The sequence below is a fragment of the Micromonospora sp. NPDC002389 genome, from assembly GCF_040296095.1.
In the GTDB taxonomy this organism is placed as follows: Bacteria; Actinomycetota; Actinomycetes; order Mycobacteriales; family Micromonosporaceae; genus Micromonospora.
Map to the genome: position 1 here is coordinate 95,986 of NZ_JBEOWP010000014.1, position 15,835 is coordinate 111,820.

Genomic DNA, 15,835 nt, shown 5'->3' on the forward strand with positions numbered 1-15,835 from the left:
CGATGATGACCCGTGCACTCCGGGTGGCCCGTCACCATCTCAACGACCGGACCCGTGACCTGCTCGACAAGGAGCTCACGGCCGCCGTCTGCGACATCGAACTGGATTCGGACGCCCACGAGGCGATCCTCGCCGGCATCGGTGCACACGCCCTGCAGACCCACCTGCCCGGCGAGATCCTCCAGGCACTGACGTTCTACCCGGCCACCGGCTCGCACGTCCTGACCATCGGCAACCTGCCGCAGCAGGAGTTCCCGGCCACGCCGCGCGACGGCTTCACCGACGAACCCGCGATGGCCGTGACCAACGCCCTGCACTTCGGTCTGCTGCAACTGCTCTCGCTGACGCCGTTCGCGGTCGACTATGAGAACACCGGCCGGTACATCCGCAACGTGGCCCCGAACCCGGCGGCGGCGGGCACCACCAGTTCCTGGGGGGCGGATTCCGAGTTCTCCTGGCACACCGACAACCCGCACCTCCCCTTCGGTGGCAAGGGCGTCGACCCGCGCCGGTACGTCCCGCGCTATCTCAGCTTCTATGCGGTCCGCAACGACGAGCAGGTGCCCACCGAGGTCCTCGCCATCGAGGAGGCCGTGGCCGCGCTGGACGAGAACACCGTGCAGGAGTTGCAGTCGGCCCAGTTCACCGTCGGCCCGCCCGCCTCCACCGACGAGACGGCGCCGCTGCGGGACACCGCGCTGCTGGAGCAGAGCTACGAGGGAACGCGGGCGCGGTTCGACCGGGGCACGGTCGCACCGAACACGCCGGCGGCGACCGCCGCCCTCGACCGGTGGGTACGAGCCCTCGACCAGGCGCGGTCCGAGGCGTTCGTGCTGCGGCCCGGCGACTTCCTGATCTTCGACAACTACCGGGTGCTGCACCGCCGTCGGGCGTTCCGGCCCGGTCCGGCGGACACCGCCCGCTGGCTGCGCCGCTGCTATGCAAGCTGACCCGGACACCAGGAGGACGATCATGGGTGAATATCGCGTCGCCGTCATCGGTGGTATGCCCGCGCCGATCCACGGCGCCAAGGAACTCGGCATCGACGTCGTGCTGGTGCACGAGGAGGGCAAGTACGAGCCGTCCATCCTGGCGCACACCGAGCGGGTCGTACACGCTCCGCTGGACGACGGGCCGGCCATCCACGCCGCGCTCAGCCCGCTGCACGCTGAGCGCCCGTTCGACCGCGTGATGACCACGACCGAGGTCGCCGCGATCTCGTCCGGCTACGTCGTGGACATGTTCGGCCTGCCCGGCGTCACCGAGTTCACCGCCCGCGCCCTCAAGGACAAGTCCCTCACCCGGGAGTGCCTGGCCAAGGCCGACGTGGAGAACGTCCGTTACCAGGTGGTCAACTCCGTGGAGGAGGCGGTCGCGTTCCTGGAGCAGGTCGGCGGGAAGATCGTCCTCAAGCCGATCGACGGTGCGGCGAGCCTGCACATCAAGGAGGTCGGGACCCCGGAGCAGGTGGCCGAGGCCATGTCGGAGCTGGCCGCCGCCGGCATCACCGCCCCGATGGCCGAGGAGTTCCTCTCCGGCCCGGTGGTGAGCGTCGACTCGTTCTCCTTCGAGGGCCGGCACCTCACCATCGGCTACTCGGAATACCGGATGAACGACCGGTTCGTCGAGTGGGAGGTCAGCACGCCGAGCCGGGTCGCCGTGCCCCACCTCGCGGAACTCCGGGAACTCACCGCGAAGCTCCTGGACGCGGTCGGTGTCACCGAGGGGCCGTCACACAGCGAGTTCGTCCTCACCCCGAACGGTCCCCGGGTGCTCGAATCCCACGCGCGCCTGGCCGGTAGCGGCGCGCCGGAACTGGTGCGGCGTGCCTTCGGTCTGGACCTGAACCGCATGTTTCTGACGGTGCCGCTGGGCATCGACGAACTGCCGCTCGAATCGCCCGCACCGATCGGGGGCGCGGTCGCCCTGTTCCTGACCCCGAAGCCGGGACCGATCACGTCGATCACCGTCAGCGAGGACATCCCGGCGACGGTACGCCGGATCCCGCCCGGCGACTCGGCCCGGGTCTTCATGCCGTACCTGTTCGAGCTGGGCGCCGAGGAGACCGCCGTGGTCATCACCAAGAACCCCGGCGACGAGGTCGCACCGCTGTTGACGGTCGCGGACTGCAGCAACGGCTACATCCTGGCCTCCGGCACGGACGCGCTCGACGCCATCGCCAAGGCCGAGGCGATCAACGCGCAGATAGACTTCGTCACCGGTTGATGAAGGAGAACACCATGAAGCGCACCGCAGTGGTGACGGGTGCCAGCAGCGGGATCGGCGCGGCCACGGCGCGTCGGCTGGCCAAGGACGGGTTCTTCGTCGTGGTGGCGGCCCGCCGGTGGGACCGACTCCAGGCTCTGGCGGCCGAGATCGGCGGGCAGGCCGTCGCACTCGACGTCACCGACCAGGCGTCCGTGCAGGCCCTCGCCGCCGGGCTGGACCGCTGCGACCTGCTGGTCAACAACGCGGGCGGGGCGGTGGGCGCCGACCCGCTGGCCACCACCTCGCCCGCCGACCTCATGCGGAGCTTCGAGATCAACGTCCTGGGCATGCTGTACGTGACCCAGGCGCTGCTGCCGCTGCTGCGCGCCTCCGACGCGCCCACCATCGTGACCGTGACCTCGACGGCCGCACACGTGACCTACGAGTCCGGCGGCACCTACACCGCCGCCAAGCACGCGGAACACGCGCTGGTGGAGACGCTCCGGCTGGAACTCTGCGGCGAACCGGTGCGGGTCATCGAGATCGCACCGGGCATGGTCCGCACGGACGAGTTCGCGGTCAACCGGTTCGCCGGCGACACGGACAAGGCCGCCGCCGTGTACGCGGGCGTGGACCGACCGCTGGTGGCCGAGGACGTCGCCGAGTGCATCGCCCTGACGGTGGCACTGCCCAGCCACGTCAACGTGGACCGTCTCGTCGTCCGCCCGGTCGCCCAGGCCGCTCAGCACAAGGTGCACCGTCAGCCAATCTTCGGCGGCTGACGGACGGGACGTCGTGCTGAGTCGCGCCGCGAGCGGTGCGGCTCAGCCCAGGTCCTCGGGTTTCACCTTCCCCTGGGCGACAAGACTCTTCGCGAGACGAACCCGCCCCAGCATGACCGCCTGCACGTAGCCGAGCACGACCAGCACGGCGGCGAAGATCTCGCCGCGCTCGGCCAGAATCCAGGTGGGAATGATCGCGAAGAGGACCACCGGCACCGCGAAGACCCACAGCGGGTAGCGCAGGTGGTTGCTGAGTGTGGCGTCGAAGAACTTGGGCACGAGATCATTAGATCTCACCCGGCGCGAGGACTCCTTGCTCGCTTGCATGCGCGCCCGCAGGGCATCACTGAAAGGTGATGTTCGGTGTACGGTCCGAAGTGTCGACCCGCCGAGGAATGCGCGGGCGACGGGCTGGCCCTGGTCGACCGAATCGCGCCGGCCGAGATCCGCCACAGACCGGCAGGCCGGCACCTCCTTACGCAGGTCGCACGTGATCCCGCCGCCCCAACGGTGCTCGTCCACCACGCCGCGACCTTTGGCGTCGGTTGACCTGTCGGTACCAACGCGGAGGGCACGTCCCGTGGCGGGATGTGCCCTCCGATGTACGTGGTCACCACCACTTGGGGTAGTGCCGGAGTACCCGATCCGCCGGTTCCGGTGACTTCGACCTGCGTTCCCGCCACTCCTGAACAAGGCCCGGGCCGTGCACGAGGGCGCCTGCGACCAGCAGAAGCAGTGACCCATACCGGCCCGACCACCCGAACCACAGGCCGAGTGCGGCCACCAGCCAGAGCAGGAAGCCAAGGCCGAACAGTATCGATCGGAGGCGTGGGCGGCGCACGACTCTCAGGATACGGCTCGCGCTGCCGACACGAGAGGTGCTACCAGAGTACGCTGACGGTATGACCACGGTGAAGAAGCTGTCGATCTCCGTCCCTCAGGATGTAGCTGAGACGTTGGAGCAGCAGGGCCCGGGCAAGGCGAGCGCCTACGTGACCGGGGCCGTGCGCGCCCAGAGGGCGTGGGAGCAGTTCCGTGACGAGCAGGCTCGCCGCGGGGTGGCACTGACCTCGGAGGGCATGGCCGCCGCCCGCGCGCGCCGGTACTCGGTGCAGGCCGAGTGGCCTGCGGAGCGATTCGCGGCGGTCCGCGAGCGGGTCCGCCAGCACATGGAGCAGGAGCAGGCCGGCGGGGACCAGTCGGCGTCGGCGGCGTGATCCCCGAGGACGAACTACCCCCGGTCACGCTCGTGCTGGACCGCTCGGCGCTGCTGGCGTACGTAGCGGGATCGATCCACGCCGTGGAGCCAGTCGGCGAGGTCATCACCGATCGGCAGCGTTTCGGTGTCACCGCCGTCACCGTGGCTGAGGCATTGAAGCTGGTGACCGACTCGAAGGACCGGAAAGACCTCCACACACTGCTGGCGATGGATGCCTGCGCGGTGCTGCCCACGTGGGGCGAGGACTGGTGGGAGCTGTCGTACTGGCTGGGGGTGACCAGTCGGGTCGACCTGGCAACGACGGTGCTGGCGTCGCTGGAGCACGGGGCGCAGATTCTGACCGGGGAGGGTCATCGCTACGGCGAGGGCTTGCCGATCAACTACATGCCGGATCAGTGACCGGGGCGCCAACTCCGAGGCCTCACGTAGGCACTCAACCGAGGGGACCGGGCCGGACGGGAACTTGATCTCACCGAGAACCGCGACGCCTCGGTGAGATCAAGCCCGTGCGAGAGACTCCCCTCGGCGCGCCCCATCGCTTGCGCGCCGATCAACGGTTACCCGTTCAGCAGGCGGTGTATCCCTTGCCCTTCTTCGACCAGGCGCACTTGTCGATCAGCTTGCCGCTGGCGTTGCGCAGGTACGCGGTGTCGCCGTCGTTGTTCCAGACGTAGTTGCCCGAGCCCCAGTAGCGGTTCTTGGCGGTGTTCTTGCCCTTGCCGGTGCGGATGACCACGCTCTTGCCCTTGGCGAGCTTGACGTCCCCGCTGAAGGTGTAGACGTGGTTGGCCTTGTCGCGCAGCGTCCAGTTCTTCAGGTTGATGGTGCGGGCGCGCCGGTTGGTCAGCTTCACGTACTCGGCGTTCAGGCTGGCGTTCGAGCGGTTGTCCGTACCCGGCGAGTCGTAGTAGACCTTCGTGATCTCGATCGCCGGGGTGGCGGCCTGCGCCGGAGCGCCGACGGCCAGCGAACCACCGAGCGCCACGGCGAGCGCGGACACCAGCCCGATGAACCTTCTCGACATGCGTGTTACCCCCCACGGGAAGCGCCGAATTGTGGCGCGAACATGTCACGCCGACGCGTGACGGAGCGAGGTTAACGACGAGTTGCGGCAACGTGAGGTACTCACGCACCGCGCGCCACTGATTACGGCCGGGCGGCTGTCGATCGACAGCCAGCCGGGTCGTCTCCGCCGACCGCTCCGCACCCCACCGTGCGGCGAGGGGCGGACCACATGCCGGCCGATCGGCGACCCGATCCGATGCGTTTGACGACCACTGTGGACCTTCGGGCGGGAACCTCCCGTGCAACCGAGTCGGCGTTCCCGACGTCCCATCGTCAGGCCGAGGGAACGAGGGGACCATGCGCCGATACCTGATCGGCACCATCGCCGCGACCGCGATGGTGCTCACCGGATGTGCACAGCACGACACCACGTCGACCGGACCGGATCCGGTCACGATCGACGCCGCCTCGGCGGCACAGCAGGAACCGACCGCGCTGATCGGATCGTGGACGGCGGCGGGTACCGACGTGGGGTCAGGCACCGTCGTCCAGTTCACCGACCACTCCCTCCGGGTCTTCGACGGTTGCGGGGTACGGCACGGAAGCTGGGGCGCCGACCAGAGCGGCCTTCTCATCGCCGACATGCACACCGTTCCCACCAGAGACGGTGGAGGCTGCACCGCCGCGCCGGACGCAGGACTGGGCTGGCTGCTCCGGGCCGACGGGTTCCGCGTCGACGGTGACACCCGCGTCCTCCTGGACGACGCCGGTGCGGACCTGGCCCGGCTGCGCCCCGGTGGGCAACCGGGCAGCGAACCGGACATGGATCCGTCCTGGCTCCAGCCGCCGACGGTGACCGACGAGACGCGACGCTGGCTGGCCGCACCCCCGGCGCTACCCGCCAACCTCGCCGGCCCCAAGCCGGAGGAGTTGGTCGGCCGCTGGGTGCCGGCGGGCGCGGCGGCGAACTCAGCAGGCCGAGGGCCGAAGCCCGCCTCCGTCGAGTTCGTCGCCGACGGCACCTGGACCGGCTCAGACGGCTGCAACAGCTATTCGCCCGGACGCTGGGCGACCGGCGGTGACGGCGCGTTCCTGGCGACCGGGGGTGTCTCCACCGCGATCGGCTGCGACAACGTGCCGACCGGTCGCTGGCTCATCACCGCCCGGCAGGCGGGCCTGGACGGCGACGTGCTGGTGTTGCGGGACGCGCAGGGTGCGGATACCGGCCGCCTGGTTCGCGGCTAATCCGCCGACCCGGGGCGCTTGCCGCCACGCTGTCGCCGCAGGCGTCCGCGCGTGGTCCACAGCCTGCATCCACAGCCTGTGGATAGCACATGTGTACGAGTCCAGCTCGTTCCCAGTTTCCGGTGAGTACGCTTGGCCATCCTCCCGGTGCCGCCGGGAGGCGTACCCGACCTGGAACGACGTGCGAGTGGATCAGCAGCAAGTCCTCCGCGACGTGACGGTCCGCCTGCCGATGGCGTCGACCGTCGCCGAGGTGTGCCAGGCCACCGTCGATTCGCTGGCCCGCCACACCCCCGCCACCATCGCCGTCCTGCTGCACGTGCACGACCGGCTCCGGTGTGTCGCCGCCACCGGCTCCTGGCAGGTCTTCGCCACCGTCGCGCCGGACGCCGGGATCGTCGGCCGGGTCTACACCGGCGGCGCAGCGGTCGTCGTCCCGGACGTGACGACCGATCCCGATCACATCCCGGTACGCCCCGACGTCACCGCCGAGGTGTGCGTACCGGTGCCGGACCCGGCCGGGCGGGTCGTCGGCGTACTCGACGTGCAGTGGACCGGCCCGGCCGACCTCGCCGCGTGGCGGGCCACCGCCGAGCGGGTCGCCGCCCGCCTCGGCGCGCGGATCGTCGCGCTCGGCGGGCCGACGGAGAGCCGCAGCGAGAAGCTGCTCCGGCACGCCGCCGCGATGACCGCCGCCGGCACCGAGTGGGACCTGATGACCGCCGCGATCGGGGCGGCCCGGGACGTCTCCACACTCGGCGCGGCCGTCCTGGTGCTCGGCGGCCGGGGTGGCGTACGGCTGGGTGCTCCGACGGTGGCGCCCGGCGAGCTGGAGAGTCGGATGCGGGCCGAGCTGACCGAGGCGGGCCCGGAGGTGCTACGCGGCATCATCGACCGGGCGCACCGCTACGGGGCCGGGTACACGCTCGGCGAGGCGGGCCACCCGCCCACCGTGGAGCACGAGCCGCTGGTCCGCGCGGGTGTCCGGACGCTGGTCACGGTGCCGGTGGGCCCGGCCCGGCGCGGCGGGGTGCTGCTGGTGGCCGACGACCGGCTGCTGCGTCCCGACCCCACCACGGTCAACCTGATAGAGCTGCTGGCCGGTCAGGCGTGGAGCTGCCTGGACCGGTTGCGCACCCTGGACCGGCTGCGCGAGCAGGCCAGCTCCGACCCGTTGACCGGGCTGCGACACACCGGTCCGTTCGAGGAAAGGATCGCCACCGCGACGCCGGGGCGGACGGCGCTGCTCGCGATCGACGTGGACGGCTTCAAGACGATCAACGACACGTACGGGCACCAGGCCGGTGACCGGGTGCTGGTCGGCCTGGCCCGGGCGTTGGAGGGCGCGCTGCGCCAGGGCGACGAGCTGTATCGGACCGGCGGCGACGAGTTCGTCGCGGTGATCGAGGTGAGCCGTCCCGAGGAGGCCGTCCGGGTGGCCGAACGGCTCACCGAGGCGGCCCGCCGGATCGGCCGCACGATCAGCGTCGGTGTCGCCCTGCCCCGGCCGGGCGAGTCGCCCGAGGTGACGCTGCGCCGCGCCGACCAGGCGCTCTACGCGGTGAAACGGCAGGGTCGCGACGGCGTACGCCTCGCCGCCGCCTGAGTACGACGCTCAGCGCTGGGTGAGTTCCTTGGCCAGGAGTTCGGCGATCTGGGCGGTGTTCAGGGCGGCGCCCTTGCGGAGGTTGTCGCCGGTGACGAAGAAGTTCAGCGCGCGGGGGTCGTCGAGGGCACGACGGATCCGACCGACCCAGGACGGGTCGGTCCCGACCGCGTCGATCGGCATCGGGAACTCCCCGGCGGCCGGGTCGTCGACGACGATCACACCGGGAGCGTTGCGCAGCACGCCACGGGCCCCCTCGGCATTGATCTCGGTGCCGAAGACGGCGTGTACGGCCACCGAGTGACCGGTGAGCACCGGCACCCGTACGCAGGTGGCGGTGACCTTCAGGTGCGGCGTACCGAGGATCTTGCGCGACTCGTCGCGCATCTTCATCTCCTCGGAGGACCAGCCGTCGTCGGCCAGTGAACCGGCCCACGGCACCACGTTGAGCGCCATCGGTGCGGGGAACGGGCCGAGGTCGTCACCGACCGCCTGCCGCACGTCACCGGTACGCGAGCCGAGCAGCCGGTCGCCCGCCACCTTGGCCAACTGGTCGTGCAGCGTGTCCGCGCCGCGCTGACCCGCCCCGGAGACCGACTGGTACGAGGCGAGCACCAGCTCGCGCAGGCCGTACTCGCGGTGCAGCGGGGCAACCGCGACGATCATCGCCAGGGTGGTGCAGTTCGCGTTGGCGACGATGCCCCGAGGCCGCTCGTGGACCTGCTCGGGGTTGATCTCCGGCACCACCAGCGGGACGTCCGGCGCCATCCGGAAGGCGCCCGAGTTGTCCACCACGATCGCGCCCCGGCGTACGGCGATCGGCGCCCAGTGCGCGGCGACCTCGTCCGGTACGTCGAACATCGCCACGTCGACGCCGTCGAACGCCTCCGCGGTCAGCGCCTGGACGGTCAACTCCTCGCCCCGACAGCGGACCTTGCGCCCGACCGACCGCTCGGAGGCGAGCAGGCGGATCTCACCCCAGACGTTGCGACGCCCGGTGAGCAACTCACACATCACGGTGCCGATAGCGCCCGTCGCCCCGACCACGGCCAGGGTGGGCAGCCCGGCCATCCGCGCTACCGTCCCGTTCCCGCGTACACCACGGCTTCGGTGTCGCCGCCCAGGTCGAAGGCCTCGTGGATGGCCCGGACGGCCGCGTCGAGGTCGGTGTCCCGGCAGACCACCGAGACCCGGATCTCCGAGGTGGAGATCATCTCGATGTTCACGCCGGCCTGGCCGAGCGCGGCGAAGAAGCCGGCCGCGACGCCCGGGTGGGAACGCATCCCGGCACCGATCAGGGAGACCTTGCCGACGTGGTCGTCATAGAGCAGGCCCTTGAAGTTGACCGACTCCTGGATCTTGCTGAGCGCGGCCATCGCGGTCGGGCCGTCGGTCTTGGGCAGGGTGAAGGAGATGTCCGTGCGCCCGGTCCCCTCGGTGGAGACGTTCTGCACGATCATGTCGATGTTGATCTCGGCACCCGCGACGGTGTCGAAGATCCGCGCGGCGGCGCCCGGCTCGTCGGGCACCCCGACGATGGTGATCTTGGCCTCGCTGCGATCGTGGGCGACGCCGGTGATCAGTGCCTGCTCCACAGGAAGCTCCTCCGTCGATCCGATGACCATGGTGCCGGTGTTGGTCGAGTATGACGAGCGGACGTGGATCGGCAGTCCCGCCCGACGGGCGTACTCCACGCTGCGCAGGTGCAACACCTTCGCGCCGCAGGCGGCCAGCTCCAGCATCTCCTCGTAGGTGATCTGCTTGATGTGCCGGGCGTTGGGGACGATCCGCGGGTCGGCGGTGAAGATGCCGTCCACGTCGGTGTAAATCTCGCACACGTCCGCGTGCAGCGCGGCGGCCAGCGCCACGGCGGTGGTGTCCGAGCCGCCCCGGCCCAGGGTCGTCACGTCCTTGGTGTCCTGCGAGACACCCTGGAACCCGGCGACGATGACCACGGCGCCCTCGTCGAGCGCGCCCTTGAGCCGTCCCGGCGTGACGTCGATGATCCGCGCCCGGCCGTGCACCGAGGTGGTGATGACACCCGCCTGCGAACCGGTGAACGAGCGGGCTTCGTACCCCAGGTTGTGGATCGCCATGGCGAGCAGCGCCATCGAGATCCGCTCCCCGGCAGTGAGCAGCATGTCCAACTCGCGCCCGGGCGGCAGCGGACTGACCTGGTTGGCCAGGTCGAGCAACTCGTCGGTGGTGTCGCCCATCGCCGAGACGACCACGACGACGTCGTCGCCGGCCTTGCGGGCGGCCACGATCCGTTCGGCCACCCGCTTGATCCGCTCGGCGTTGGCGACGGAGGACCCGCCGTACTTCTGCACCACGAGTGCCACGACGGCGCACTCCCTCCCGGTTGCCCTGAGCGTGCCGACGCCGCCGGCACCGGGGCCGGCGGCGCGGGTCGGACGACCTCAGGGTATCGGGCCGCTCTGACCGCCGGGTCAGGTGATCCCACGATCCGGCCCGGCGCGGCGCGGGAGGTGGTGTGCGACACGCCAGAAAGGCCGACCTTTCCGGGGGTGTCCGCAAGCGCACCCAACGCCGAGAATGGCCGGGTGTACGCCGCCCACCGTCCCGCCGTCCGCCTGACCGCCCCGATCGCGTTCGCCCTGCCCGTCCTGCTCGCCGGCTGCTCCTCGGACCCGCCGGACGATCCGCCGCCACCGCCGAGCGCCGCGCCACGGCCGGCGGGCCAGGACGCGGCCCGCGACGAACTGGCCGCGCTCGCCGCCGCCGCGCAGGATCGGCACATGGTCGCCCGGTACACCCTGCGGGTGGCCGACACTCCCGACCGCTCGGTCGTGGTGACCAGCGCCAACGACGGCAGTTGGCGGGTGGACGTACCCGGTGGCGCGCTCGGCGGCACGGCGGACGTCTCGCTCGCGGCCACCGCCGACGGGCTGTTCCAGTGCGCGTTGCCCTCGGCGACCCGGCCCGAGCCGGCGAGCTGCGTACGCGTCGGCGAGCGCGACGACACGCTGCCCCGCCGACTCGACCCCCGCGTGCAGCACCCGTTCACCGACTGGCTGGACGTGCTGACCGACCGGCGCGCCCCGCTGTCGGTCTCCCCCGCGATGGCACCGCCCGAGGCCACCGGCACCTGCTACTCGGTGGAGACCACCGCCGCCTCGATCAACCCGCCGCTGGACGTGGGGATCTACTGCTTCGACGCGGACGGCACCCCGACCGCGGTCCGCGCGGCGTTCGGCACCCTGACGCTGGCCGGCCCGCCCGAGCCGGCGCCGGCCACCGTGCAGCTCGCCGGCCCGGTGGTCGACGGCGAGCCACTGGGCATGGAAGCACCGCCACCACCGCCGTCCACGCCGTCCGACCTCGATCCGGGCGGCACCGATCCGAGCGGCACTGCTCCGGGTGACCCCGGAGCCGGTGACGCCGGACCGGGAGGTACCGAGCCGACCGGCGGCGGGTAGGCCCGGGCGGTCTCCAGATCCGGGCCACCGCTCCGGGCCTGGTGCTTGGTCCGGCGGCGGGTCGGGGCGGGCCCAACCCGCAACGTCCGGCCGGTCGTCGCGTTACGGGTGTCGTTTCCCACATTCGGCGGCCCCGACATCACCGTCAAATGCCCCATACAGGACGCTTCTCCGCATGACCGACCTCACCCCCGTGCTGGCCTTCCGCTGGAGCCCTCGGTCCTTCGACCCGGTCGCGGAACTGCCCCGGGCCGAGGCGGCCGCGCTGCTGGAAGCCGCCCGGTGGGCGCCGTCGGTGGACAACCGGCAGCCGTGGCGGTTCGCCCTCGGGCGCCGCGACGACCAGACCTTCAAGCGGATCCTGGTCAACCTGGCACCGACCGAGCAGCGGTGGGCCGGACGTGCCGCCGCCCTGGTGCTCGGCGCGTACCGGCGGACCGAGCAGGCGTACGCCGCGTACGACCTGGGGCAGGCGGTGGCCCACCTGAGCGTGCAGGCCACCGCGCTGGGACTGCACGTCCGCCAGGTGACCGAATTCGACCGCGCCGGGCTGATCGCCGACCTGGACCTCCCCGGCGAGGTGCGACCGTACGTGGTGGTCGCGGTCGGCCAACTCGGCGATCCGTTGAGCCTTCCGGCCGATCTGCTGGCCGATGAGACCGCCCTACGCCACCGCCGCCCGCTCTCCGAACTCGTCCTGAGCTGCGGCGAGGCTGTCGACTGAGTCGTTGGGCGCAATTTCCATCCCATACTCCGGACGGGCCTTTCCCACACCACGTCCCATCACGTAGGGTCACCCTGTCATGTGGCAGGCGTACCTTCTCCTTGGTCGCCGCGACGAGGCCTGACGGCCGGCACCTCGTCGCGGAGTCGAACCGCGCCGCCAGCACAGTCCCGGATCTTTCGCTCGGCATCCCTGCCGACTCCCGTCGCTGACGACACATGACCCCAGGAGAAATCCGCCATGGCTCACCCAGCCGGCACCACCGACGTTGATTCCGATGCCATCGCGCGGCAGCGTCCCAGCCAGATGCCGTACCGCCGCTACCAGCCCTACCAGCAGCAGTTCCGCATCGACCTGCCGGACCGCACCTGGCCGACCCGGCACGTCGAGGCCGCACCGCGCTGGTGCGCGGTCGACCTGCGCGACGGCAACCAGGCGCTGATCGACCCGATGTCGCCGGAGCGCAAGCGCCGGATGTTCCAGCTCCTGGTGCAGATGGGCTACAAGGAGATCGAGGTCGGGTTCCCGTCGGCCAGCCAGACCGACTACGAGTTCGTCCGGCAGCTCATCGAGCAGGACATGATCCCCGCCGACGTCACGATCCAGGTGCTGACGCAGTGCCGGGAGCACCTGATCGACCGGACCTTCGAGGCGCTGCGCGGCGCGCGCCGGGCGATCGTGCACTTCTACAACTCCACCTCCACGCTGCAGCGACGGGTGGTCTTCGGGCTCGACCGCGACGGCATCGCCGACATCGCCACCACCGGCGCCCGGCTCTGCCAGAAGTACGCGGAGATCCACACGCCGGACACGGAGATCCACTACGAGTACTCGCCGGAGTCGTACACCGGCACCGAGCTGGAGTACGCGCTGGAGGTCTGCGCCAAGGTCATCGAGGTCGTCGACCCCACGCCGGACCGCAAGCTGATCGTCAACCTGCCGGCCACGGTCGAGATGGCCATGCCGAACGTGTACGCCGACTCGATCGAGTGGATGCACCGGCACCTGCCCCGGCGCGAGAGCCTGGTACTCAGCCTGCACCCGCACAACGACCGGGGCACCGGCGTCGCCGCTGCCGAGCTGGGCCTGCTGGCCGGCGCGGACCGGATCGAGGGGTGCCTGTTCGGCAACGGCGAGCGCACCGGCAACGTAGACCTGGTGACGCTGGGCCTAAACCTCTTCTCCCAGGGCATCGATCCGATGATCGACTTCTCCGACATCGACGAGGTCAAGCGGGCCGTCGAGTACTGCAACCAACTGCCCGTGCACGAGCGCCACCCGTACGCCGGTGACCTGGTCTACACCGCCTTCTCCGGCTCCCACCAGGACGCCATCAACAAGGGCTTCGCCGCGCTGAACGCCGACGCGGCGGCGGCCGGCGTACCGGTCGACGACTTCACCTGGGCGGTGCCGTACCTGCCGATCGACCCGAAGGACCTGGGCCGCAGCTACGAGGCGGTGATCCGGGTCAACTCGCAGTCCGGCAAGGGCGGCGTCGCGTACATCATGAAGACCGAGCACCAACTGGACCTGCCCCGACGGCTCCAGATCGAGTTCTCCGGCGTGGTGCAGCAGGTCACCGACCACGACGGTGGCGAGGTCGGCCCGGACACCATGTGGCAGATCTTCGCCACGCAGTACCTGCTCGACCACCAGGCCGACCCGGCGGTGACGCTGACCGAGTACGCCATCGGCAGCGCCGACGGCAAGGTCGAGATCACCGCACAGGTCGGTGTGGACGGCCAGGCCCGCTCGGTGACCGCGATCGGCAACGGCCCGATCGACGCTTACGTCAACGCGCTCGGCTCGGCCGGGGTGAGCGTACGGGTGCTCGACTACCACGAGCATGCGCTCTCCTCCGGCGGTGACGCACAGGCGGCCGCGTACGTGGAGTGCGAGGTGGACGGGCGGACGGTCTGGGGCGTCGGCATGGACGCGAACATCGTCACCGCCTCCGTCAAGGCGGTCACCAGCGCCGTCAACCGCGCCCGTCGCTGACCGCCGGCCTGGATGTAAGGAGGGGTCCCCTGCTATCGCATTTTGCATAGCAGGGGACCCCTCCTTTCACCTGTCCCGGGCGGCCGAGTCGTCCGGGGTGGAGACGGGCATGGAGTGGCAGGGTTGTGCGGGCGGTGGTCGGCGGGTCGGACGGCGTACCAGCAGGGCGGCGATGACCGCCCCGGCCACCAGCAGACCGGCGCACCAGAGCAGCGCGCCCCGGTAGGCGGCAGTGAGTTCGGCGGGCTGCTCGTAGCCCGTGCCGCTGAGCCCGACCAGCAGCGGCAACGCGGCCACCGCCAGCAGACCGCCCACCCTGGATGCGGCGTTGTTGAAGCCGCTGGCCACCCCGGCGAATCGGTCCGCCACGGCGGCCAGCACGGACGCGGTCAGCGGTGCCACCACCAGGGTCAGCCCGGCACCGAACAGCACCACCCCGGGCAGTACCTGCCGCCAGTACGACGCACCCGCGTCGACCTCCCGCAGCACCAGCAGCCCGACGGCGGCCAGCACCGGGCCGACGGTCAGCGGCAGCCTCGGCCCGATCTTCGCCGACAGCGCCCCGGCCTTCGGCGAACCGATCAGCAGCAGCACCGTCATCGGCAGCAGGGCCAGGCCGGTGAGCAGCGCCGACCAGCCGACCACGTTCTGCAGATAGACGGCGAAGAAGAAGGTGAACCCGCCGAGTGCGGCGTACACCAGCACGGTGAAGACGTTCAGCACCGAGAAGAGTCGGCTGCCGAACAGGCCGGTGGGCAGCATCGCGGTCTCGCCGCGACGCCGTTCCAGGAGGACGAACGCCAGCGCGGCCAGCACCGCGACCAGCGCCGCCACCAGCACGGCGGGTGAGCGGATTCCGCGCCCCGGCGCGTCCACGAGCGCGTACGTGACCCCGGCCAGCGCCAGCGCGCCGAGCAGCGCGCCGGCCACGTCGAAGCGTCGGCCGGTTCCCCGGCTACGCGAGGCGCTCTCGTCCCGGCTCTCCGGCACCCAGCGCAGCGCGGCCAGCACCACCAGCACGGCCAGCGGCAGGTTCAGGAAGAAGATCCATCGCCAGGAGAGCGCGTCGATCAGCCATCCGCCGATGAACGGGCCGAGCGCGGTGGAGACACCGGAGAGCCCGGACCACGCCCCGATCACCTTGCCCCGGTCGTCCGGGTGGAAGCTGGCCTGGAGCAGCGACAGCGAGCCGGGGGTCAGCAGCGCGCCGCCGGCACCCTGGAGGAACCGTGCGGCCACCAACCAGTCGGTACGCAGTGCCAGCCCGCACAGCACCGAGGCGGCGGTGAACCAGACCACGCCCAGCAGGAAGATCCGCCGTCGCCCGAAGCGGTCGCCGAGCGCCCCGCCGAGCAGCACGAACGCGGCCAACGTGAGCAAATAGCCGTTGACCGTCCACTGTAGTCCCGCCACCGAGGCGCCCAGCTCGGCGCCGAGTCGGGGCAGGGCCACGTTGACCACGGTGGTGTCCAGGAAGACCATGCCGGAGGCGAGGACGGCGGCGGCCAGCGTGCCTCGGCCGGCGTGCGACTTCAGCCGGAGTGCGGGCGCGTTTTCGGGCATGACTACCAATGTGCCGTGCGCCATACGTGAGACACCACGAATCGC

Annotated in this window: 15 protein-coding genes; 10 read left to right on the forward strand and 5 right to left on the reverse strand. The window is 70.9% G+C overall.

From position 1 onward, the window contains the following. The first annotated feature begins 5 nt into the window (after window positions 1–5). The 3 genes from ABT008_RS24250 to ABT008_RS24260 are packed head-to-tail and all read left to right on the forward strand — an operon-like array spanning window position 6 to window position 2,990. Window positions 6–950 (forward strand): TauD/TfdA family dioxygenase, encoded by a 945-nt coding sequence (locus ABT008_RS24250; protein WP_350698704.1) that lies wholly within the window; start codon window positions 6–8, stop codon window positions 948–950. Between the two features lie 22 nt (window positions 951–972). Continuing rightward, window positions 973–2,226, forward strand: coding sequence for an ATP-grasp domain-containing protein (locus ABT008_RS24255; RefSeq protein ID WP_350698706.1), 1,254 nt, complete (start codon window positions 973–975; stop codon window positions 2,224–2,226). Window positions 2,227–2,240: 14 nt separating this feature from the next. After that, window positions 2,241–2,990 carry an SDR family oxidoreductase gene (locus ABT008_RS24260; protein ID WP_350698708.1) on the forward strand — a complete coding sequence of 250 codons (750 nt, stop codon included), beginning with the start codon at window positions 2,241–2,243 and terminating at the stop codon, window positions 2,988–2,990. Between the two features lie 42 nt (window positions 2,991–3,032). Here ABT008_RS24260 and ABT008_RS24265 read toward each other — a convergent pair whose 3' ends face one another. Further along, a complete protein-coding gene (locus ABT008_RS24265) occupies window positions 3,033–3,515 on the reverse strand; it encodes a hypothetical protein (protein ID WP_350698710.1) in 483 nt (160 codons plus the stop codon). A gap of 377 nt (window positions 3,516–3,892) precedes the next feature. Between ABT008_RS24265 and ABT008_RS24270 the strand changes: the two genes are divergently transcribed. Further along, entirely contained in the window at window positions 3,893–4,207 is a 315-nt protein-coding gene (locus ABT008_RS24270) for a hypothetical protein (RefSeq protein WP_350698712.1), read from the forward strand. After that, window positions 4,207–4,608 (forward strand): hypothetical protein, encoded by a 402-nt coding sequence (locus ABT008_RS24275; protein WP_502890500.1) that lies wholly within the window; start codon window positions 4,207–4,209, stop codon window positions 4,606–4,608. Before ABT008_RS24270 ends, ABT008_RS24275 begins: the two co-directional genes overlap by 1 nt. A gap of 166 nt (window positions 4,609–4,774) precedes the next feature. Here the strand turns inward: ABT008_RS24275 and ABT008_RS24280 are convergent, their stop codons facing one another. Next, entirely contained in the window at window positions 4,775–5,233 is a 459-nt protein-coding gene (locus tag ABT008_RS24280; RefSeq protein WP_350698715.1) for a lamin tail domain-containing protein, read from the reverse strand. Between the two features lie 338 nt (window positions 5,234–5,571). Between ABT008_RS24280 and ABT008_RS24285 the strand changes: the two genes are divergently transcribed. Beyond that, entirely contained in the window at window positions 5,572–6,459 is an 888-nt protein-coding gene (locus ABT008_RS24285; protein WP_350698716.1) for an META domain-containing protein, read from the forward strand. 232 nt (window positions 6,460–6,691) lie between these two features. Then, entirely contained in the window at window positions 6,692–8,065 is a 1,374-nt protein-coding gene (locus ABT008_RS24290; protein ID WP_502890501.1) for a sensor domain-containing diguanylate cyclase, read from the forward strand. Window positions 8,066–8,074: 9 nt separating this feature from the next. Here the strand turns inward: ABT008_RS24290 and ABT008_RS24295 are convergent, their stop codons facing one another. Continuing rightward, complete coding sequence (locus ABT008_RS24295) at window positions 8,075–9,136, reverse strand: aspartate-semialdehyde dehydrogenase (protein WP_350698720.1); 1,062 nt, start codon at window positions 9,134–9,136, stop codon at window positions 8,075–8,077. 5 nt (window positions 9,137–9,141) lie between these two features. Beyond that, window positions 9,142–10,407, reverse strand: a complete 1,266-nt coding sequence (locus ABT008_RS24300; RefSeq protein ID WP_350698722.1) for an aspartate kinase — start codon at window positions 10,405–10,407, stop codon at window positions 9,142–9,144. A gap of 186 nt (window positions 10,408–10,593) precedes the next feature. On the opposite strand from ABT008_RS24300, the gene ABT008_RS24305 reads away from it, so the two are divergent. The 3 genes from ABT008_RS24305 to leuA all read left to right on the forward strand — a co-directional run bounded on the left by ABT008_RS24305 (window position 10,594) and on the right by leuA (window position 14,227). Then, window positions 10,594–11,505, forward strand: a complete 912-nt coding sequence (locus ABT008_RS24305; protein ID WP_350698723.1) for a hypothetical protein — start codon at window positions 10,594–10,596, stop codon at window positions 11,503–11,505. Window positions 11,506–11,680: 175 nt separating this feature from the next. Then, window positions 11,681–12,229, forward strand: coding sequence for a nitroreductase family protein (locus ABT008_RS24310; protein WP_350698725.1), 549 nt, complete (start codon window positions 11,681–11,683; stop codon window positions 12,227–12,229). A 240-nt stretch (window positions 12,230–12,469) separates the two neighbouring features. Continuing rightward, window positions 12,470–14,227, forward strand: coding sequence for a 2-isopropylmalate synthase (gene leuA, locus ABT008_RS24315; protein WP_350698727.1), 1,758 nt, complete (start codon window positions 12,470–12,472; stop codon window positions 14,225–14,227). A 66-nt stretch (window positions 14,228–14,293) separates the two neighbouring features. On the opposite strand, the gene ABT008_RS24320 is transcribed toward leuA, so the two are convergent. Continuing rightward, window positions 14,294–15,790 carry an MFS transporter gene (locus ABT008_RS24320; RefSeq protein WP_350698728.1) on the reverse strand — a complete coding sequence of 499 codons (1,497 nt, stop codon included), beginning with the start codon at window positions 15,788–15,790 and terminating at the stop codon, window positions 14,294–14,296. Window positions 15,791–15,835 lie beyond the last annotated feature (45 nt).